Here is a 19,649-nt window from a genome sequence, read left to right on the forward strand (position 1 = left end):
CATGGTTGTGATCACCGCTACGATCACTGTTACGGCGCTACTATGGGGGAAATTTCAGCATCGGGTTAGACGTGAAGTCGACAAAAACGGGTCAAATCTGCCAAACTTGCGCTATGTCACCCCCTACCTTGCCTTCAGCACTGTGTGTCAGCCTGTTAGCGGTCCCGGATGCTTCGGCGGCTGTGGTCTATAGTCTGCATGAAGTATTTTCATCGGTTGGCCGTACCTGGGAGGTGTTGACCGGCCAGCACCAAGACGCACGGTTGATGTCGCCACAGATTGTGGCCGAGTCGAAGCAAGCCTTTCGCACCGTTCTCGGTGTTCCCGTTGTGCCGGATCGGGTGTTTGCGGAAACGCAGCAGTCGGATATTGTTATTGTCGCCGATCTGGCGCTGGAGGACGGTTTCGACCCCCGCGACAGATGGCCGCAGGCGACCGCCTGGCTCAGGGAGGAATATGAGCGCGGTGCTATCATCTGTTCGGTATGTACCGGTGCGCTGATGCTCGCCGAGGCAGGCTTACTCAACCGGCTCGAAGCGACTACCCACTGGAGTGTGCAAAAAGTTCTACAGAACCACTATCCCGAGGTGGTGTTAAAAGCCGAGCGCGTGCTCTCCCCGGCGGGACCGGAACACCGGATAGTGACAAGCGGCGGGTCAGCCTCCTGGTCGGACCTCGCCCTTTATCTTATCGCTCGCTTCTCCGGCAAAGAGGAAGCCCGGAGAATTGCCAAAATCTTTCTCTTCGGTGATCGTCGCAACGGGCAGTTGCCTTTTGCGGCGATGGCGCGGCCAAAGCAGCACAATGATGCGGTGATCGCAAGGTGTCAGAGCTGGATTGCTTCTCACTACGCTGTCGCCAACCCGGTTGAGTGCCTGGTAGAGCAATCCGGTCTTGCCGGCCGCACCTTTGCCAGGCGTTTCAAGGCTGCCACCGGGTACGCGCCGCTTGACTACGTGCAAACTCTGCGAATTGAAGAAGCCAAACAAATGCTGGAGTCAACCCATACGCCGGTCGATGCAGTCGCCCTCGGCGTCGGTTATGATGACGCCGGTTCCTTTCGGCGGCTTTTCAAGCGCTGTACCGGCATTAGTCCAAGCGCATACAGACAACGATTTCAGGGTATTTAAAACGCGATAGGAAGCCTCGCTGAAGTTCTCGCGTGAGTCGGCGCTGAAAATGATAGTTATGAGATCAGCCTGCGCTACGCCGGAGATGATCATAAGGCGACGGTGGCTTCCTTCCGCAATGAAAGTGATATCGGTGCAACTTTGGACTCCATCTCACCGGAACTGCGTGGCAACTGGAAACGATCGCAGCCGAACCAGCCCCCATGGCGAGCGGAGCCAAACCCAAATGCTCCGCGATAGCTTTCCCGTCTGGCTTGTCACGGCGGCGTTGCGATAGCGACGTCATTGCTAAAGCAGACCGGTTTCCAAAATCTCACTATTGTGATTGGCAGTAAATATCATCATCCCCCACAGACTAAAACCCGAACGCTAGGGTTCATTCAGATCCCAGTCATAATCGTGATCGACTTTACCGTCAAATTGCCTTAGCTGCGTTGCCAGAGGCTCCTCGGCATATTGTATAAGGTGCTCGATCAGGGACTCGTGATTATCACCAAAGTCCTCGATGTACCAGTGGTAGATGCTGGATACAAGCAGCTTCTTACCTTTAAATTGCACGCCGCGCGGGTGGTTGACAAAATCGCGCGCGGCTCGATCAAGCAGGGAATCGGTATTCGCGGCGGTAAAGGCGGTAGCCGCCAAGTTCGGGCAGCCTATACTGGCGCAGTTAACACCGTAGTGAATGCGATTGTCCGGCCAGATGGGGCGCATTATGCCGTGCTCGATATCGTTTAAACTCAATTTTTGCCCCGCTATTTCCGCAATATTATCGTTCCACGGCCCGAAGCTGAAAAAGCGTTTGCCCAGTTTGGTGATGGATTTTACCGGGTAGTTATGCAGTATAAGTTCGACTGTGAGAGCGTTGTATAGATTGAACCAGAACGCTTTCTGCTCCGGGCGGCTGTAATCGCGAATATCTATGGCTTGCAGGCGTTGGAGATAGTTCTGCAGTTTCACGCGCTCCGCCTCGGTCACCGCCGCATAGTCAAAACGATTGACACCGGACGGGTGGGACGCATCGAGGCGGCTGTCCAGAATTTCTTGCCACTCACTGTGGTCGATTGATGCCGAGTTTTGATTATTACTGGGTGTCCAGAAATCGATCAGTTTTGCCTTGGGTCCCGCCGCAGTTAACGACGGAAGTGTCCACGACAAGCACAACAGCAACACTTGTAACACTGCGAGGCGGGCAGCGGCAGTTGGTACACGCCAGGCTATTAGGTGTTGAGTGACAGGCATAGTTTGTCTCCATTTTTTAATCAATTTAAGTGAACTTAGCGCCGTAGGATATGTCTGCTAATCGCTCCTTAAGCCGGCCATCAGCCATCAGCCACTCACGATATTGCGCACCGCAACTTCTTGGTCTACGGAAAACTTGAGTTCTATGACAGCCTTTTTTAAGGAAAGTGGCAAAATCAAGCTTCTTAAACACGCGATAGACAACACGGCCAGTATTTATCCCGGCCGAGAAAATGCCGTGGCAGCCAAACCTTCGCTGGAAATCTCTGAAAAAGGGGGGAATCTTGTCTATTTGTTCGCCTGCAGTCAGCGCCACCCCACGATTATGCAAAAGTGTTCTTAGCATATAGCTTTTCATTGCGGGTTATTTTTCCTGAGCGGCCCGGCCCACCCGGATGTGGCAGGGTTTTGTCAAACGTTGTTAGTATCTGACACTGGTTACCTAAGTAAAAATCCCCTCTTGCCCGAACTCTGTAGCACTATTTTATTTAATAAGTTAAGTGTATCACCATATAAAGCGTGTCCACATTGTCGCAGAAGTTCCCCTCTCGCCCGATAGGCTGGACGGTGGGTAAATAGGGCATATACGCGTCACGTTGCAATAGTGAAAAAGAAATCGATGCCACTTCAGCTAAGGTTGTAGCTGAGTTTTCGTTCGAGTGATCCGGGGTCAGGACCAGCACGTATCAGTGAGTAGATTGCAAACAGGACTTAGTCAACTCACTTATGTCAAGGGGTAATGTTATGATTTTTAGAAAGAGTATTTTCTTTACAGTTGCATTGTGTTTATCATTGATATCGGCAGCGGCTATGGCCGGCAGTGATAAATACGGGAAGAAAGCCAATAAGGACATTGTTGCCGTAGCTGCCAGTAATGAAGCGTTCACAACACTGGTTGCTGCAGTAAAGGCCGCAGGTTTGGTCGAGACGTTGCAGAGTAAAGGACCATTCACGGTATTCGCGCCAACCGATGAGGCCTTCGCAAAACTGCCCGCCGGAACGCTCGAGTCATTGTTGAAACCCGAGAACAGACAGCAGTTGGTCGATATCTTAACTTATCATGTGGTTTCCGGGGCCGTTTATGCAAAGGACGCCGCAGCGCTGAGTAAGGCGACAACAGTGCAGGGTGACGACATTAAAATTTCCGCTCGCGGTAATGGTGTCATGGTTGATAATGCTCGGGTTGTAGCTACGGATATCAAAGCTTCCAACGGTGTCATTCATGTGATCGATACGGTTATCCTACCGAATTCCTAAGCGTGTCGATGGATTAAGAAGGGGCTGTATGGTAAAGCTGCAGCCCTTTTCTTACTACCGCTATCTATTACCGTTTAACTTGGGCATTACTGGCCACGTCGGTATCATCAATGACGATGCCGTCAAATGAACCATGGCAACATCCGCGCTAGCGCCGGTCGGCGGGTTCGGTACGCAGACGTTGCATCAAAATCGCTGTCTGTAAAGGTCCCCGACCGTTATAGGTCGGCGGCGCTGAAGCCGTATAGCGATTTGCCGCCACGGATATCTGTTCATCCGGACAATGGTAAACGGCTGAACCAAAGAACCCTGAATGTCCCCAGCAGACAACACCGTCAACCGTTACTCTATTAATCCCGAGAGCATAGCCGTCGCCTGTTTTGGCAGATAAGTTGGTTGGTGATATATGGAGCATCCTGTCGAGGGTCGATCTTTGCTTGAATACTTTCCCGGCAAACAACTGCTGAATAAAACGGACTTGGTCTTGCAGCGTCGAAATCAGTCCGCCTCCCCCGTAAAGGTCGAACGATGGATTGATGTCGGTGATGTCGATCGGTCCGGCATATTGCCGTGCGCGGGGCGGCGCACCCGCAGCGGCGGCCTCAAGACTTTCGAACCAAGTATGGCGCAGCCCAAGCCGCTTATAGTCGATCAGGGTTCGATAAGCGGCTGCCTGGGGCATGCCGGTCGCACGCTCGATAATCTCGCTAAGGAGCACATAGCCGGTGTCGCTGTAGTGAAAGACCTCGCCCGGCTTGCCAATAGACCGCATTCGAACCGCACCCCAGCGAATTTGCTGCAATCTGGTCCATTGCCTCGACGGATCGGCAGAGATAGCCTGCTGATAGGCGGGGTCCGTGGCATAGTCAGGCATGCCGGATGTGTGTTCAATCAATTGGTGCACTGTTATAGCTTCTGGATCATATCCGCCCGCGATAAGTTCAGCCTTTGCTGCTTGGGAAATAAGACCTGCGATCGGCTGTCGCAGGGAGAGTTTGTCCTCTTCCATCAAGCGCAAAATAGCAGCCGCGGTGAACATTTTAGTCTGGCTTGCGACACGAAATGTCTCCGTTCCGGTTAAGGGTGTGTTGGTTCGGGCATCACGGATGCCAACAGCAACAACGCCATCGACATTGATTCTTGGCGCCGAGACATAAACGCTGCGCCCGGGCAAGCCATATTTGACGACACTGTTCGCAGCATGCGCGTGCATCAACGCCAGCGGATGGCCGCCACGCCCGCTGTGGGGAGGTACCCAGACCGGCTCCGCAATGGCAGAGATGCAACTCGTGTCGAGGTTGCCCGACGGGTTTTCAATAAACGCGCGTATCACACCTATTGAACAGGATTGCCGCTCGTAGATGACGGCATGCGCCGTCCACGGAAATATATAGAAGCGTGCATTGTCCAAACTCTCATGGGCGATTCGTCCATGGGACGGCGGTGCAATTGTGTCGTGCTCACCATACAAAATCAATGTGGGACGGTCACCGACCGGCGCCTGCGCCTGCGCCGGATCATCAGGCTCAAAACCCCACTGATCGCAAATTTGACGCTCCACTTTCTCTATGGCTTGAAGCACTTTGACAGTTGTCTCGTTCCATCCCTCGCGAACGGCCTTTTGTCTGCCCTTATCATTGCGGTTGTAGGGAAATTCTTCAGCACATAACATGCTAATCTGTTGGGCGTTATGCACTTCCAACGGATTGTAGCCCGTATTGGGCGGTACATAAGCAGGTTTGTATCCGGCATAGATCGAATTGATTGCCAGAAGAGCGTTGAAATCACCCTCTCCTGATGCCAGGATTGCCGCCGGCAGGCGCGACGTGGCGTCCAAACCCATCTGGTACAGGGACCAAACTACAAGATGTAGATAGCTTTCGGCGTCAATCCGATCTTTCTTCCCGGCATAAAGAATAGACTCCGGGCGTTTATGTAAGCGATTTATCGTTTTCTCGAAGATTTTACGGAGCTTGGGGTAAAGCGCGCCGCAATGGGGCGCAGCGGCGCAACGGTCGAAAAACGTTCCGATCGCACTCAACCGCTCCCACGGCGAAAACCAGGTGCCGGTGATCTGTGCAGAGTCCAGGACAACAGAGCGGATCGCCTTGGGATCTTTACGCATCAAGGTTGTAGCGACACGCCCGCCATAGGATACGCCATAGACATTCCATGACTCGATATCGAGAGCCTGTCTCAGGGCAATGAGGTCCTCCGCGGCAGACGGCGTGGTGTACGCCTGCAGATCAATGTTCTGGTCGAGCAGGTTGCGGCGACATGCGTTCACCGATTCCTCACCAGTGTAAGTAACGTTGCTGTTGTAAACGAGGTGCAGCCGATCGGCGAAAGGCACATCAGGGCAGCCAAAAAAGGGTGTTGCCATCGGGTTGCCGCGCTGCTCCATCACAATAACGTCGCGATTCATAATCGAAGGCAGAGCGGCGACATCGCGCAGAACGCTGAAGCCGCCACCGGTTCCGCCCATAAGGAATAAAAATGGATCGGGCGCTTTGCTGGTTTGGTCCGGGGCCGGAATGACCGCAATCGGCACAACAATTGTGCGGCTCTGCGCCAAGTCGCGCCGTTCCGGAACCAAAAGCTCACCGCAACGCGTTTCGGGACTCGCGCCAACCGGGCATTGATCAAGCCAGCGAATCTGTGCATCCGCATAAGCGAGTGATATCGCTGACAACGCGACCACCACACAGGCAACCGTGAACCCAGACTTCATAGAACTTCTCCTTAAAGGAACGCTGATATTACAATCAATACAGACACCGTCAGCATCAAAATTTGCTGCACGAAACGCCTCTGTGGGTTAAATCTGAATAAGCAGGAGAGGAGAGACCTTTCGAGGCGATGATGCGAGAAGAAACCTCGCATCATCGAGTGCCTGGTTATACCTGACTTTCTATTTTAATACGCGTTAGCTAAAAGTCCATGCGTGCACGCAGGCCTATTGTTCTTGGCTTGTTGCGGGAAATTCCGTCGGCTACAGTACCTCCGTATTCCACAAACTCATCTGACACATTGTCGATGAATAACGTCAGAATAACGTCCTCGATTTCGAGGCCGACTTGCGCGTTGGCAAGCACATAATCGTCAAGGGTGTAGAACGTACCGGGCGCGCCCGTATCGGCCCGAACTGTGCTGACCTCGGCCTCTCCGGCATAACTGATATCAACATAGGCTGTAAAGCCAATTGTGTTGCTCAAGGACGACCGCCAGTCTGCGAATACGCTCGCGGAGTAATCCCGGGCGACCGGCAATGCCTGTCCATCAAGAACAATGAAATTAACGTCGCCGGCAGGTGTGGTAAACGGCAGCGCATCTTGCGAAAACTCGGCGTCTAAAAATGATAGTGTCGCGCCAAACTTAAGGTTACGTGTCAGAGCGGCAAGGGCTTCGAACTCTAAACCGCTGATATCGGCGCCCCCTGCATTGCGGACAACCGGAAACAGCCCATCCCGTACATCCTCGAACTGGGCGTCGCTGAGATCGGATATGTACGCTGCGGCGTTTAGGGTCAAAGCCCCGTCGAACCATTGCGACTTCAGCCCAACTTCATAGCTGGTCACCTCGTCAGACTCGAAGGCAAGCGGAGAGTCGGCTCCGGGGGTGGGATTGGCACGGGCGTTTACGCCGCCGGGGCGAAAGCCCTGAGCCGCGCTGAGATATGCCATCAGGTCGTCGGCGAAGTGGTAAGACGCCCCAAAATGCCACAGTGTTTTATCCTCGGTTGTTTCAACTTCCGGGAAGCTGGATGTAATGATCGTTAAGAAGGTTGGCCCGGGTGTACTGGCATCAATTGCTACAGCCGTCTGATCGCCGCGCACACGTTCCTCGAAGTAACGCAGTCCGCCGGTCACATCCAGCTGATCCGTAACGGCGTACGTCGCCTCACCGAACACCGCGTACTGGCGATAAGACACATCGGCGGTCGCAATCTGCAGTTCTCCAGCATAGTCGGGGTTACCGCTCAAGCCGAGACCCAGCAGAGTGGTATTTAGCGGAATAATGTCGGAGGCCCGGGTATCACTGTCAGAGAAAACATCCCGCGTCCGATAATATGCGCCAACGGTATAGCGCAAACCGGTATCGTCGTTTGAGGTCAGGCGCACTTCCTGTGCAAAGGTTTCGTTGCCGCTGGCATAGACAGTCTGGATACCGTTGGTCAATACGAAGGGGCCAAGACCGAGCGTGGTCGTCAGAGGCGTAAGCGCCGCTTCTACAGTGCGGGCCGTAGTCGTCTCGTCAAGCTCACCGTTGCGCTCCCGATCATAGTACGAAGTGGATGATGTTAGTGTTGCAAAACCGAAATCGTAGCTGATGACGCCATTAAAGATGCTGGCCTCATCTTCCGAAAATGTCGGCGACAGACGGTAGGCAACCTCATCGCCAAATGTCGTTAATCCCGGCGGCGTTAGACCTGGATCATTGGTCGGAAAAACATTTGATGGAATGCCGCCTTCAAATAACTGATGCATCGCCGTTAAATTCACGGATAGCGCATCAGTTGGCTCAACAAGAACAGAAATCCGGACACCCTGGCGTTCATAGGCGTCTTCGTCTTCTTGACCATTGCCGGCATTGTCTACAAAACCACCGTCATCTTCATAGAAGCCGGCAATACGGACGGCGGCAAGGTCCTCGACGAGCGGCAGGTTCACGGCTCCGGAAACCGTGTAATTCTCACCACCGGATCGGGTTGTCGAAGCCCCGGCAGTGGTAAAGCCCTCGATCATCTCAAAATTTGGCTTAACACTGATAAACTTAATGGTGCCGCCCATCGACCCTTCCCCGTAGAGCGTGCCTTGCGGTCCACGCAACACCTCAACACGCTCCAGGTCGATCAAACCGATATCCGGGATACTGGTTTCGCTGATCGGTACTTCGTCAAAGTAGGCGCCAACCATTGGAAATTCGGAGGCAGATCTGGTGAAGCTGGTCAAGCCACGTATCGACAGTTGATTAGAGGATCGATCCGCTCGTTGAAAAGCCAGTCCGGGAGCGCGGGCAACGAAATCGCTGATATCCGTGGCCCCCGTGTTCGCCAATTGTTCACCGTCAATCGCCGTAATCGCAACAGCCACATCTTGGAGATTCTGTTCCCGCTTGGCGGCGGTCACCACAATTACCTCTATGAGATCTGCCGGACCTGCTGGACTTTCTGTCCGCGCAATACCATCTGCCTGTGCAGACGCACCAAAAGGCGCTGCCAGCAATGCAGCGCTGCCCGTCACCAACACACTGCGCCGTAAAGTTAACCCCACTTTATTATTCATCCACCCCTCCTAGTCGCTCAAATAGCAGCTCAAAATTTGATCATATGATTTATAAAACAGAGCTTACCTATGTTATTTTAAATGTCAAGCAACAGAATGTTGACCCGATACAAGTAAGGTATCTTGGGCTTTCAGTGCGGATATACGCGTAAATTAGGCATAGAGCCTATTTTTATGGTCTCAAGGTCCTGTTTGAATGCGTTATACCAAAAAGAAATAATATTCTGTTTGGTGCGTCTATGCTGCAATGACGCTTATTTTAAGCTTGGCAAGTTCGGGCTAGGCTCGAGGTAGTGGATCGACGCTTTAGCGCCCTTCATGGTCTTTTCGGTAGGAGATGAAGATGAAAAGTTGTGCTTTGCGCAAATACAATCGCCGACAGCTCTGCCGCCAAAGTCGGCACAAATCAGAGCGCATCGAAATGTTGGTTTAAGCGTTTTTTCTATTTGGAGTACGACCGGCCAGCTTGTGGGTTGGGTCTTTGCCAAGTGCGCTCCGATACCAAATGATAGCCTGTTGTCTGATGAAAAAATCCGGTCCGGATGCCAGGCTCGACAGCTCGGTATTGCCTTTTGACATAAACACGGCAAACAGGAAGTCCTCGAGGCTTGACAACAGCAGGTGAGAGGTGAAAGCCACATCGACAGGTGTTTGCGCAGAGTGATCGGATAGAGCCCCGTGAATTGACTGTTCGATTTTTTCGCGCAGTGGCTTGCGGCTTTCAAGCCAAACCGCATGTGCCGTTGAACGACGAAAAACAACCGAATACATCAGTCGAGAAAGGACGGGGTTGCGTATATAGCTTTGATAATAGTGATGAATTATCTGGTGGGCGATTTCGAAAAAGTCACAGTCCCAGTTAATTTCATCGATGATAACGGTGTGATATCCCTTGCAGGTCTCAACCGCGATTTCCTCAATAAGTTCGTCTTTGCTCGAAAAATGAAAGTAAAAAGCGCCGACGGTCAACCCTGTCGCCTTGAGGATTTCATCTAACGTTATCTCAGCCCAACTTAAACGCCCATAAAGCACGATAAATGCGTCTTTGATGAGTCTTCGGGTTCTGGCCCCCTTTACGCTTTGACGCTTTTTCGGTGTAGTTGGCATTCAAAATATACTTTCTGGTAAACGCTGATTGCGATGATCACAAGCGGATCGACATTGATATAAGAGGCCCTGCAGACGGGCTGAGTGAGGGGAGTTTACCAACTTTGGGCGTTTTATCCAACTTTGGACCTGTGTGGGATATGCCCCCCCTTGACCCTAAATAACGGTGAATCGGGATGTCGCGGCTCGGCTGAGGTGGCAGTTTGCAGGTTGTGGGGTGGAAATTAGCTGCTTCGGCTTGCTGTTTTGCTGCTTTCCTTCCGGCGATCGGCGGTCATACCGAACTCGGCTTAGTAGCACCGCGAAATACAGTTTGCGTCGCCTGCTTAGAGTTATCAGATTTAGCAAAAATTTATTTGGCGACTATGTTTGCGGGTTGCGGTCGTGCGGTGGCGATAGGCCTGGGCAAACTTGCGCGATCAATCAGTGTCCGCAGCTCCGCTCTGGGCACACCCTCGATGCGCAGTGAAGCATCAAAGGGTGATGGCGTCAGGGTCGGCATGTCTTCTATCTCGGCCAAGATGCTGATCAGGCGGGTGCCAGGCCAGCCAGTGTCCTCGTCGGTCATGTCGGTCGGGTGTAGCACAAACGGCGCTGCATAAGCTGTAAGCGGGTATTGCATCAAGCGCACTTTTTTCGATTCGTTTTAAGCCTCCTATACCGCTACAAGAAGTCGTCCAGACAGGATTGCTTCGAACTATGGCCTTCAGTTTCTGCTGAAGGGAGGTGCACTTCATTGTGGTGAAAACACATATTTAAAAATATTATTACTCTTTTTTATTATCAAGAGTATAGATATAAAAACTAATATTTATATGAATTAGACAAAATTTCACTTTTTAATGAAATAAATAAGTAAAAATGTACTGAATTTTGTAAAAAATCTATTTTCAGCATTTGTTAAACAGATTGACACTCTTTTATTTTTGATGCAAGATTCAGTCGCACTGTAATGAGAGAGTGGCTCTGAGGCAGGCTTTGCCATTGCATTTACCGAAGATCAGCCTTATCCCGGTGGCCTGAAAATTCACGATTATTCAGTGTCATCTCAGAGAGCTTTTCCTCTGAAGTCAAGTAACATAAAGGTTAAACAAATGAGTGAGCCAAGCATGCAGAATGTGAGTAACTACGACGATTTAGCAGGGCAGGACTTGGGCGTAACACCTTGGCTTGAGCTGACGCAGGATCGAATCACCGCCTTCGGCGGTATAACGCTTGACTTTGATCCGCATCATATCGACCCCAGGCAGGCCGCCGATGGGCCCTTCGGTGTTGCCGCCGCGCAGGGTTTTTTGACCCTGTCTTTGCTCACGCACTTTGCCGGAATGCTGGCTGATCGGCGCGTGCCCCGCCAGCATATTAACTATGGGTTCAATCGTGTGCGCTTTATCCGGCCGGCTGTTGTCGGCAGCCGCCTGCGCGCTGCCTTCAAGTGCCGGTCTGTTAGTGAGCGGGAGCCGGGGCAATATCTTTTGGTATTTGATGTTACGGTAGAAGCCGATAATGACGACAAGCCCGTTATGACAGCAGAGTGGCTTGCCCTTATCCACGCATAAGCCTGATGCTTTGTTTGTTCTTCTGCTTTGTTTGTCCTTCTGCTTTGTTTGTCCCTCACGCAGTGCGAGTTGAAGCGAACAGCCAGGGCAGCGACAACAAAACCAGCACCATGGGTGCAATCCCTGCATAAAGCGTGGAAACGACAGCATCATTACCCAGTGCTAGTACCAGGCTTAATATCGCGGCTCCCCCGGCGAGGCCGAATTTTTCAGCGGCCACCCACAGGCCGGCGAACTTGGCTTCCTCCGCGGGGGCGGTGCTGCGCACAATTTCCGCGGCAAAGGAAAAAGGAAGTACCTGTAAGCCGGCGAAAAAGGTGCCCGCGACTCCCATCAGTAGTAGCGCAACTCCCCAGCTCCCAGCAACATAAATACTGATTGCCAGAGACATGGTGGCCAAAGCGTACCCTATGCCGGCAATGGCAATGCCGGCGGCAAAACCCAGTCGTTTACCCGCTATCGTCCATATTGGCACCGTTGCGAATGACGCGATAATGACTACACCAAGGCCCGCCCCGATATCTGCCTCGTTGCGTCCCAGCATCTGGCTGATAATGTAAGGAAGTGCCGCCGAAACACCGCCGTAGGCGGCCGCCTGTGCCAGAAAAGAGAAAAGCAGGCAGCGATAAGCTCGATTCGCAAGGGTCACCCGCATGCCGGCAAGATGATTGCCAATAGAGGGGGGTCTCCAGGATGTATCGCTAAAGTAATCGTGCCGGCTTAGCATTCTGATCGGAAGCAGCATTGCGATAAAGCATGCGGCGGCGACGATGGTGCCCATTGCCGCATACCCATCGCGACCGCCGTCAAACGCCGCAATCAAAACAGGAGCGCCCGCTGCGCCGGCCAGTATGCCGATCATCAGGACCATCATGCGCGCACCGACCAGGCGTAGCGTCATCGCCCCGTTGCCGGCGATTTCGGCGGGCACGGCGGTATACGGCACAGCAAAAAGCGAATAGAACGCATTCATTGTGAAGTAGGCCAGGGCCACCCACAATAAAAGCAACGGTGGTGTGAAGTCGGGCGGGCTGAACACTGCTGCAAACAGTAAGCTGGTCCCGGCCGCACCGACAATCATAAACGGTCGTCGGCGCCCCCATGACGATCTAACTGCGTCTGACCATGCCCCGACATAAGGGTCCCAAACGATAGAGCACAGCTTAGGTAAAACCAAGATGATCGCAACAGCCTGGGGAGCAAGAAGCAGCGTCTCCGTGCAGTAGTAAAGCAGCAGTACTGACGGCACTGTCGAAAATACGCCGGTTCCAAAGGAGCCTGCGGCATAAGACAGAGCCGAGATCTTGTCGCTATTTTGCTTTGATTTTGTTACATCGCTATCGATACGCCGAAGTCTCCGTTTTAACGGTTATGGGGTAGCCGCGATCGGCTGTCGGGCCATGGTTACGTGTTGCTAAACAATAGGCAGTTGTTATGTGAGCGTATAATCTGCTGCCTGTCCGCTTGTCGCCTTCAGTCCTTTTTCTAATCTTAATTATAGTTATAATCTTTTTTCAAGGGGTAAAACCACTTGAGTTGTTGAGGCTATATTTAATTTTCTATAAAAATCAATAATATAGATAAAAAATTGTTTTGCGAGATAAATTTTTATCTCCTTAAAAAAGAATAATACTTGTTTTTGTATTGATTCAAGGCGATGATTAGGCAAAGTTTTAGGCAGATACGAAACAGGCTTGCTAATGATCAATGCGGCGCAGGTAGTGATAACGGCTTTTCTCTTAACTGCAGCGGCGGCAGCGGCGTCAACACAAATAGTCCCCGATAAGTCCATTTCCAATTCTATGAAGGCACATATCACGTTTCTCGCTGATGACGCGTTGGAAGGACGCAAGCCGGGAGAGAAAGGCTATAAAATTGCAGCCCGTTATGTTGCGTCGCAATTTTCGGCACTTGGGCTGGCGCCAGTTGGAGACAACAGCAGTTTTTATCAGCATGTTCCTCTGTCTCGCGCCGGGTTGACGGCTGCAAAGCCCAGTATAAGGATCAACGGCCAGCGCCTCGACGGCGACAACGAGGACATAATGATAGGGCCTTCGGTCACCGCGGCCCATGAGATTGTAGAGGGTGAAGCTGTTTTTGTAGGTTACGGCATTGATGCGCCGCAGCACGGGCTGAATGACTATGCCGGGCTCGATCTCCGGGGCAAAGTCGCAGTTTTCTTAAACGGCTTTCCTGGCGATTTGCCGGGCGCAACAGGTGCTCACCTGGCCTTGCAGAAAACCGCCGCTGCCCGTCGACGCGGCGCTGTTGCAACCATTGAGCTGGAGACATCGGCATCACTAAAACGCCGGCCGTGGCGTCTTATCAAGGAGACATTCTCGCGGCCGATAACAACATGGGTGAACGAACAAGGTGAAGCATCTCCGGCACCGTCCGCCAATCGTGCGACGGCGCGCCTAACCGGATCGGCTTCGGAGATGTTGTTTGAAAAAGCGCAGAAGTCGTTTGCATCGATTCTGGCAGAAGCGGATCAGCTCGGCGGCAAACCGCGCGGCTTCCCATTGGGTGCCGCCGTCCGCATCGAGCGTACCAGTGCGATGCGAACGTTGACCAGCGAAAACATTGTTGCCATGCTGCCCGGCTCCGATGTCAGGCTTTCCAAAGAATCCGTTCTGTTGACAGCACATCTCGATCATATAGGCGTTATGGAGCAGCGGACAGACGATCCCATTTATAATGGTGCAATGGACAACGCCGCCGGAATTGCAGCGCTGATCGAAATTGCCCGGCTACTCGCCGAAGCGCCCACGCCCCCAAAACGGTCTGTAGTGTTCGCCGCACTAACGGCGGAAGAGGACGGCATGGTCGGTTCTCACTATCTTGCCAATCACCCCATTCGCCCTGATGGAGAGCGGATCGTGGCTGTGTTAAATTTCGATATGCCGATCTTGCTGTTTGATTTTACGGATATTATTGCGCTTGGCGCCGCGCACTCAACGCTTGAACTGGCAGTAAACCGGGCTGCCGCGCAAATGCGCCTGCGTCATGTTCCCGACCCTTCACCTGCAGAGGGTCACTTCACGCGCTCCGATCACTATCGCTTTGTTGAAAAGGGGGTTCCGGCACTGTCGATCAGGACCGCCGAGAAGACCAGGGGCAGCCCTATTAGCGCAACCTTCCTGCGGGAGCACTACCACCAGCCAAGCGACGACCCCGGGTTGCCTTTCAACTGGGTGGCGGCGGCGCGGTATGCGCAGATCAGCGCACTTATCACCCAGATGGTCGCCGACGCAGACGTTTCGCCCCGCTGGTATGCCGACAGCCCATTCGGACAAGCATTTGCACCGAACTCAGAAAAGTCGAACCCTCAAAACTGAATGTCAACGTGCGCATATACACGAGATTCGCAGATGGCTAAGTCGATAAAGGCCTGGAAGATACGGTTAGTGCTTGTCAGCAAACTCGCACTGGCCACAATCCCTATCCTGGCTTGGCCAAAGCCTGTGGCGGAACGGCCTCCTCATTTTAGCGGTCCTTTTAGCGGCAAAGCTCCTGTCGCTCGACCAGAAGGCCGCTATAGTTGGCGTTTACTATCCTCACAAGCTGTACTAACACGCGACAAAATTTCGCTCAGTACCGATATTTATCTGCCGCAAAATAGAACCCCGACTGAGCTTATTTTAATTCGTACGCCCTACGATAAGGACGCATTTCACCCGGACAACTCTGTACAGGGCACCGTTGCTACATTTGTAACCCACGGCTACGCGGTCGCCGTCCAGGATGTGCGCGGCAAATTCGATTCGGAGGGGGTTTTCGCTCCCACTTCACACGATGATGTCGACAGCTACGACACTATGGACTGGATTGTGCGCCAACCATGGTCGAACGGTAAAATCGGTACCTTCGGATGTTCCTATTTAGGTGAAAACCAGGTCACCGCCGCACGGCTGAAGCATGCTGCGTGGCGTGCTGCCATTCCTATCGCATCGGCCGGCGCAAGCGGCGGTGCCGGCGGTCGGTACCGGCAATTTGCATTCTGGAACGGCGGTGCCTTTGAGCTCGCTATGGGGCTGTCATGGTTTACCAGCCATGGGCGCAAAGTGCCGCAACGCATTGAGGGCCCGCCGAATTACACCGGGAGATTCTGGCCGTTAATGTTGACCCTGCCTGTCGCTGCGGCGCTTAATGACAAGGCGATCCCGGACAACGACTTTCTATCCTTTATCTCGAATTCGCCAAAAAGCCCCTATTGGGATCAGTTTCCCTATCTGCGCGATGGCGATGAGATTGCTGTGCCCGCCCTGTTTATTGAAAGTTGGTATGATTACGGTCCCGCAGATGTCTTTAGCCAACTGAAACACTTTCAAAGTCACTCCGGAGACCTTGGCGACGATCATCGCATCGTTATCGATCCGACCACCCATTGTATGCAACACAGTCTCAGCGGCTCAACGTTGGTTGGGCACCGCAATTTAGGTGATGCGCGCTTCGATTACTGGAAGCTCTACCTGAATTGGTTCGACCATTGGCTAAGGGGCGTTAATAATGGCATCAACGAAATGCCGGTGGTGCAATATTATCAGATGGGCCTAAATCGCTGGCGCACTTCTGAGTCCTGGCCTGTATCAAATACCCGGTTTACAAAATTCTATTTAGCCAGCACCCGCGGCGCCCGATCGCGCAAAGGTGATGGTGTGCTTAAGTCCGATGCGCCAAGCAAACCCGGTCGCGATACGTTTCTCTACAATCCTCTCAATCCCGTTCCCACGCGCGGCGGGCCAACCTGCTGTGTCCCTGTTGAAGACGGCAAGAGTGCAGAAGGGGCTTACGACCAGAGTGATATACAACTCCGGGAGGATGTACTGGTTTATTCTACTGCGCCTCTGAAGAAAAGCATTGATGTTACCGGTCCGGTTAAAGCCGTGCTTTTTGTGTCTTCAGATATGCCAGATACCGACTTTACCGCTAAATTAGTGGATGTCTACCCGGATGGTCGCGCTTTCAATATCGTTGACGGCATTACACGCATGCGATGGCGTAAAGGATATGATCGCGAACACTTCCTGCAACCAGGTCGAGTATATAAGGTTGAAATTGACCTGCAGGCCACCAGTAACGTGTTCTTGAAAGGCCATCAAATCCGGTTGGAGGTTTCCAGCAGCAACTTCCCGCGATTTGATCGAAATTTGAATACGGGCGGGGCAAACTTCGATGAAAAAGAAGGTCGCATCGCCACCAATTCAGTTCACTATTCACCAAAATACACATCTCATCTGGTGTTACCTGTTGTTTATGACGAGTAGTAAAAAAATGCCTATTGAGTATCGACACAAGTCAAATGATCCGTCCCGTCTTCCAAAGGCTTTTGACCGTATTGATGAATATTTGGCTTACGGCGCTGAGCACTTTCCTGAAAAGGCCGCATTTTTCTGCGAAGACCAGGTAGTGTCGTACTCGAGTGCACAATTAGCGGTGAATACGATATCAAAGGCTTTGCTTGCCGCCGGTGTTAAGCGCGGCGCCCGTGTGGCTCTGCTGGATCAGCCCGGCCCCGACTTTTTTTTGGTCTTTCTTGCGACAGTGTCAATTGGTGCTGTGTGGGTCGGGCTAAATCCAAAATACTCAAAAAGAGAGTTGACTCATCCGCTCAGGGATAGTATGCCGACTCTTGTTTTTTGCCGCACACAAATTGACGGGCGTGACTACGCTCAAGAATTGTCTGCAATTTTGGATGAAGCACACCTGTCATCGCAAATTATTAGCCTTCCGGACGCTGCGGGCGAGGTAGTAAACTCATCCTGGAGCGATTTTTTGGAGCGAGGTGAAAAAATAGCTGCAACCTTCTTAAATCAGGTCCGTGCCGCTGTTGCGTCAACAGATTCCTGTCTGATTGTCTATACGTCCGGCACCAGTGGCTCGCCGAAAGGTGCAATGTTGAACCACCAGGGTCTCATCTATTGTGGACGAACTGAAGCGAAATACAGCACAGAGGCTGATGCACGCATAGTCCTCTGCAACTTTCCCATAAATCATATTGCATGTGTTGGGGATGTCTGCTGCAATACCCTTGTTGGCGGCGGTTCAATTGTTTTTATGCGTGATTTCGACCCCAAGGGCATATTGAAAGAAATAGAAAAGCGTCGCATCACATCTCTCGGCCAAATTCCAGCGATGCTGCAAATGACATTTCCCGGTGAACCGCCTAAAGACGTCGACTTGTCTTCACTTAAAACTATTATCTGGGGCGGCAATCCAGCCCCTCTTGATCTGGTGCGCCGATTACGGAAAATCTGTCCTAATCTTGGCAATGTCTATGGCATGACGGAAACAACGGGCAACGTTATTTTTCTACGCGGCGAGGGTTATGACGACGAGACTCTCGCGTACACTGTGGGCTGGCCGCCCCCTGAGTATGAGGTGAACTTATTTAATTCTGATGGTCTGGAAACGCTCGATGGCGAGGTCGGGGAAATTTATGTACGCGGTTCTTTTCTGATGCAAAGTTACTGGCGTCAACCCGCGGCGACAGCTGCGGCCTTTACGAAAGACGGGTGGTTAAAAACAGGTGATTTAGCGAAACGGCGTAAAGACGGGGCCTTTATCATTGTCGGTCGTCGGTCGGAGATGTTTAAATCCGGCGGCTACAATATTTATCCGGCAGAAGTTGAAAAAGCACTGGAAAGTCACTCCGCCGTTGCCATGGCAGCTGTAATCGGCATACCTGATCCCCTTTATGCAGAAGTTGGTAAAGCCTATATCATCGCATCCGACCCGACTCTTGACGAAGGTGCCATCCGAGCTTATGCCAAAACCGTCCTCGCAAACTATAAAGTGCCAAAGTCATTTCATATCGTCGAAAACTTACCCATGCTGGCAAACGGAAAGATCGATAAATACACATTGAAAACCAAGGCCGAGTCTTGACTATTCCTTTAATTTCAAACGCCACGTTTTCCTGCACGCGACAAATTTAGAGAGTGCCTCGTCAATGCCAAATGTATCAATCGGGTATTCATAACCGCCGTTGACCACAGCAGTAGAAGCCTTGGGCATCGGTTTAGAGGAAATATACAATTTCCGATCATCCGATATCGCATTGCCTTTGCTATTTGTCTCTTCAATATATGTCCGAAACTTTATTTCAGGTTGCCGCTCCAGTCTCGCCAAGATGTCTGTAGCAGGTTGACCGTAAATATGATAGCTACTGTTTTGCGATAAAAGTTCCAACGGCTCTGTGGGTAAATAGGTTTCCTCCAGCCGCGGTTTAAATAAATAGCTTGTGCCATCGATGATCAGTTCACCTGGCTTGTCTTGAATTCGGACAGGGTGAGGCAGGTAGATCGACATCTGCAGGTTGCCAAGTGCGGGCTGCACCTGTTTTTCTGTTTGTGGGATGATTTGTTTAATGGGAAATTCAGTCGATGATTTGGTGAAGTCATCGTTATAGGAGAACCGGATATCAATGCGTAGCTCGGAGAGGTCGTTGTTGAGCTGGGTGAGACTGCAGTGATAGCCGTTATCTTCGAATAGCCAATAATCCTTCAGTCCGGTACGTTTTCCATCGCGGTAATCACGCAGCTTTTTGAGCTGGGTCAGTATGAAGTAGGCGTGCTGGCGCAGTCGCACCTTAGCAGTGTCGCCGGCATTGGTAGCTTCTATGACTTCTTTTAGAGATACTTTTCTCGCCTCCGGGTCGACTATGCCCTTGCCGCTGCAAACGGGCGATAGGCCATCTTCATTGAGGAATAACAAGTACGACTCACCGGCGACTAAAGGCTTTTCGTAGAATGCGTGGCTGCCGTCGATGACGAAATCCCTAGCTTCACCTTTGAATATGTCGGTGGCATTAATACTGCAGGTTCTTGTGTTCTGAGCGTTTTCACGGATTTCTACTGAACAGGCGAGTATCTCGGCAACGAGGACGCTGTGGAAGTTCTCATAGTTTCTTTGCAGGTCGAATGGCATGCAGGAGAAGGCTGGTGCCGGTTGAATTTGAATCAGGAAAAAAAGCCCAATAAGATATGTCAACTGTCTTGGTGACCTATCCGTAGTGAATCGACTTTTCATTAACGCCCTCCAGGTTCTCGGTTGGCATAGAACTACCAGCCTAA

15 protein-coding genes are annotated in these 19,649 nt (G+C 51.9%); 6 read left to right on the top strand and 9 right to left on the bottom strand.

The window, feature by feature from the left end:
- Positions 1-113 precede the first annotated feature (113 nt).
- The gene (locus tag FKG94_RS00780; protein ID WP_142902275.1) at positions 114-1,130 is read left to right on the top strand and encodes a GlxA family transcriptional regulator; all 1,017 of its coding nucleotides are present in this window, start codon (positions 114-116) and stop codon (positions 1,128-1,130) included.
- Positions 1,131-1,499: 369 nt separating this feature from the next.
- Here FKG94_RS00780 and FKG94_RS00785 read toward each other — a convergent pair whose 3' ends face one another.
- Both FKG94_RS00785 and FKG94_RS00790 read right to left on the bottom strand, forming a co-directional pair.
- Entirely contained in the window at positions 1,500-2,369 is an 870-nt protein-coding gene (locus FKG94_RS00785) for a DUF547 domain-containing protein (RefSeq protein WP_142902276.1), read from the bottom strand.
- A gap of 25 nt (positions 2,370-2,394) precedes the next feature.
- Entirely contained in the window at positions 2,395-2,727 is a 333-nt protein-coding gene (locus FKG94_RS00790; RefSeq protein ID WP_142902277.1) for a hypothetical protein, read from the bottom strand.
- A 386-nt stretch (positions 2,728-3,113) separates the two neighbouring features.
- Here FKG94_RS00790 and FKG94_RS00795 point away from each other — a divergent pair, with 386 nt between their 5' ends.
- Positions 3,114-3,626, top strand: coding sequence for a fasciclin domain-containing protein (locus FKG94_RS00795; protein ID WP_142902278.1), 513 nt, complete (start codon positions 3,114-3,116; stop codon positions 3,624-3,626).
- Positions 3,627-3,774: 148 nt separating this feature from the next.
- On the opposite strand, the gene FKG94_RS00800 is transcribed toward FKG94_RS00795, so the two are convergent.
- The 4 genes from FKG94_RS00800 to FKG94_RS00815 form a co-directional block, all read right to left on the bottom strand.
- Complete coding sequence (locus FKG94_RS00800) at positions 3,775-6,357, bottom strand: alpha/beta fold hydrolase (protein WP_142902279.1); 2,583 nt, start codon at positions 6,355-6,357, stop codon at positions 3,775-3,777.
- Between the two features lie 199 nt (positions 6,358-6,556).
- Positions 6,557-8,911, bottom strand: coding sequence for a TonB-dependent receptor (locus FKG94_RS00805; RefSeq protein ID WP_142902280.1), 2,355 nt, complete (start codon positions 8,909-8,911; stop codon positions 6,557-6,559).
- A gap of 429 nt (positions 8,912-9,340) precedes the next feature.
- On the bottom strand, positions 9,341-10,018 hold the full coding sequence (locus FKG94_RS00810; RefSeq protein ID WP_142902281.1) for a TetR/AcrR family transcriptional regulator: 678 nt from the start codon (positions 10,016-10,018) through the stop codon (positions 9,341-9,343).
- 352 nt (positions 10,019-10,370) lie between these two features.
- A complete protein-coding gene (locus FKG94_RS00815; protein WP_142902282.1) occupies positions 10,371-10,640 on the bottom strand; it encodes a hypothetical protein in 270 nt (89 codons plus the stop codon).
- 487 nt (positions 10,641-11,127) lie between these two features.
- Between FKG94_RS00815 and FKG94_RS29455 the strand changes: the two genes are divergently transcribed.
- On the top strand, positions 11,128-11,574 hold the full coding sequence (locus tag FKG94_RS29455) for a MaoC family dehydratase (protein WP_425460024.1): 447 nt from the start codon (positions 11,128-11,130) through the stop codon (positions 11,572-11,574).
- Between the two features lie 55 nt (positions 11,575-11,629).
- On the opposite strand, the gene FKG94_RS00825 is transcribed toward FKG94_RS29455, so the two are convergent.
- Entirely contained in the window at positions 11,630-12,919 is a 1,290-nt protein-coding gene (locus FKG94_RS00825; protein ID WP_142902284.1) for an MFS transporter, read from the bottom strand.
- Between the two features lie 156 nt (positions 12,920-13,075).
- Positions 13,076-13,366: a hypothetical protein gene (locus FKG94_RS28620; RefSeq protein ID WP_179957418.1), complete on the bottom strand. Its 291-nt coding sequence runs from the start codon at positions 13,364-13,366 to the stop codon at positions 13,076-13,078.
- Between the two features lie 10 nt (positions 13,367-13,376).
- Here FKG94_RS28620 and FKG94_RS00830 point away from each other — a divergent pair, with 10 nt between their 5' ends.
- The 3 genes from FKG94_RS00830 to FKG94_RS00840 are packed head-to-tail and all read left to right on the top strand — an operon-like array spanning position 13,377 to position 18,462.
- Entirely contained in the window at positions 13,377-14,912 is a 1,536-nt protein-coding gene (locus tag FKG94_RS00830; RefSeq protein ID WP_179957419.1) for a M28 family peptidase, read from the top strand.
- Positions 14,913-14,945: 33 nt separating this feature from the next.
- Positions 14,946-16,841 (top strand): CocE/NonD family hydrolase, encoded by a 1,896-nt coding sequence (locus tag FKG94_RS00835; protein ID WP_179957420.1) that lies wholly within the window; start codon positions 14,946-14,948, stop codon positions 16,839-16,841.
- Complete coding sequence (locus FKG94_RS00840) at positions 16,750-18,462, top strand: class I adenylate-forming enzyme family protein (protein ID WP_142902287.1); 1,713 nt, start codon at positions 16,750-16,752, stop codon at positions 18,460-18,462. Before FKG94_RS00835 ends, FKG94_RS00840 begins: the two co-directional genes overlap by 92 nt.
- Here FKG94_RS00840 and FKG94_RS00845 read toward each other — a convergent pair whose 3' ends face one another.
- A complete protein-coding gene (locus FKG94_RS00845) occupies positions 18,463-19,605 on the bottom strand; it encodes a hypothetical protein (protein ID WP_142902288.1) in 1,143 nt (380 codons plus the stop codon).
- Positions 19,606-19,649: the final 44 nt, after the last annotated feature.

The organism is Exilibacterium tricleocarpae, assembly GCF_007004655.1.
GTDB lineage: Bacteria > Pseudomonadota > Gammaproteobacteria > Pseudomonadales > Cellvibrionaceae > Exilibacterium > Exilibacterium tricleocarpae.

Excerpts from the sequence above, each read along its gene's own strand:
- FKG94_RS00800 (WP_142902279.1), bottom strand. The coding sequence starts at position 6,357 with ATGAAGTCTGGGTTCACGGTTGCCTGTGTGGTGGTCGCGTTGTCAGCG.
- FKG94_RS29455 (WP_425460024.1), top strand. The coding sequence starts at position 11,128 with ATGCAGAATGTGAGTAACTACGACGATTTAGCAGGGCAGGACTTGGGC.
- FKG94_RS00815 (WP_142902282.1), bottom strand. The coding sequence starts at position 10,640 with ATGCAATACCCGCTTACAGCTTATGCAGCGCCGTTTGTGCTACACCCG.
- FKG94_RS00830 (WP_179957419.1), top strand. The coding sequence starts at position 13,377 with ATGAAGGCACATATCACGTTTCTCGCTGATGACGCGTTGGAAGGACGC.
- FKG94_RS00845 (WP_142902288.1), bottom strand. The coding sequence starts at position 19,605 with ATGAAAAGTCGATTCACTACGGATAGGTCACCAAGACAGTTGACATAT.
- FKG94_RS00835 (WP_179957420.1), top strand. The coding sequence starts at position 14,946 with ATGGCTAAGTCGATAAAGGCCTGGAAGATACGGTTAGTGCTTGTCAGC.
- FKG94_RS00785 (WP_142902276.1), bottom strand. The coding sequence starts at position 2,369 with ATGCCTGTCACTCAACACCTAATAGCCTGGCGTGTACCAACTGCCGCT.
- FKG94_RS00780 (WP_142902275.1), top strand. The coding sequence starts at position 114 with ATGTCACCCCCTACCTTGCCTTCAGCACTGTGTGTCAGCCTGTTAGCG.
- FKG94_RS00810 (WP_142902281.1), bottom strand. The coding sequence starts at position 10,018 with ATGCCAACTACACCGAAAAAGCGTCAAAGCGTAAAGGGGGCCAGAACC.
- FKG94_RS00840 (WP_142902287.1), top strand. The coding sequence starts at position 16,750 with ATGAAAAAGAAGGTCGCATCGCCACCAATTCAGTTCACTATTCACCAA.
- FKG94_RS00790 (WP_142902277.1), bottom strand. The coding sequence starts at position 2,727 with ATGAAAAGCTATATGCTAAGAACACTTTTGCATAATCGTGGGGTGGCG.
- FKG94_RS00805 (WP_142902280.1), bottom strand. The coding sequence starts at position 8,911 with ATGAATAATAAAGTGGGGTTAACTTTACGGCGCAGTGTGTTGGTGACG.
- FKG94_RS28620 (WP_179957418.1), bottom strand. The coding sequence starts at position 13,366 with ATGGACTTATCGGGGACTATTTGTGTTGACGCCGCTGCCGCCGCTGCA.
- FKG94_RS00795 (WP_142902278.1), top strand. The coding sequence starts at position 3,114 with ATGATTTTTAGAAAGAGTATTTTCTTTACAGTTGCATTGTGTTTATCA.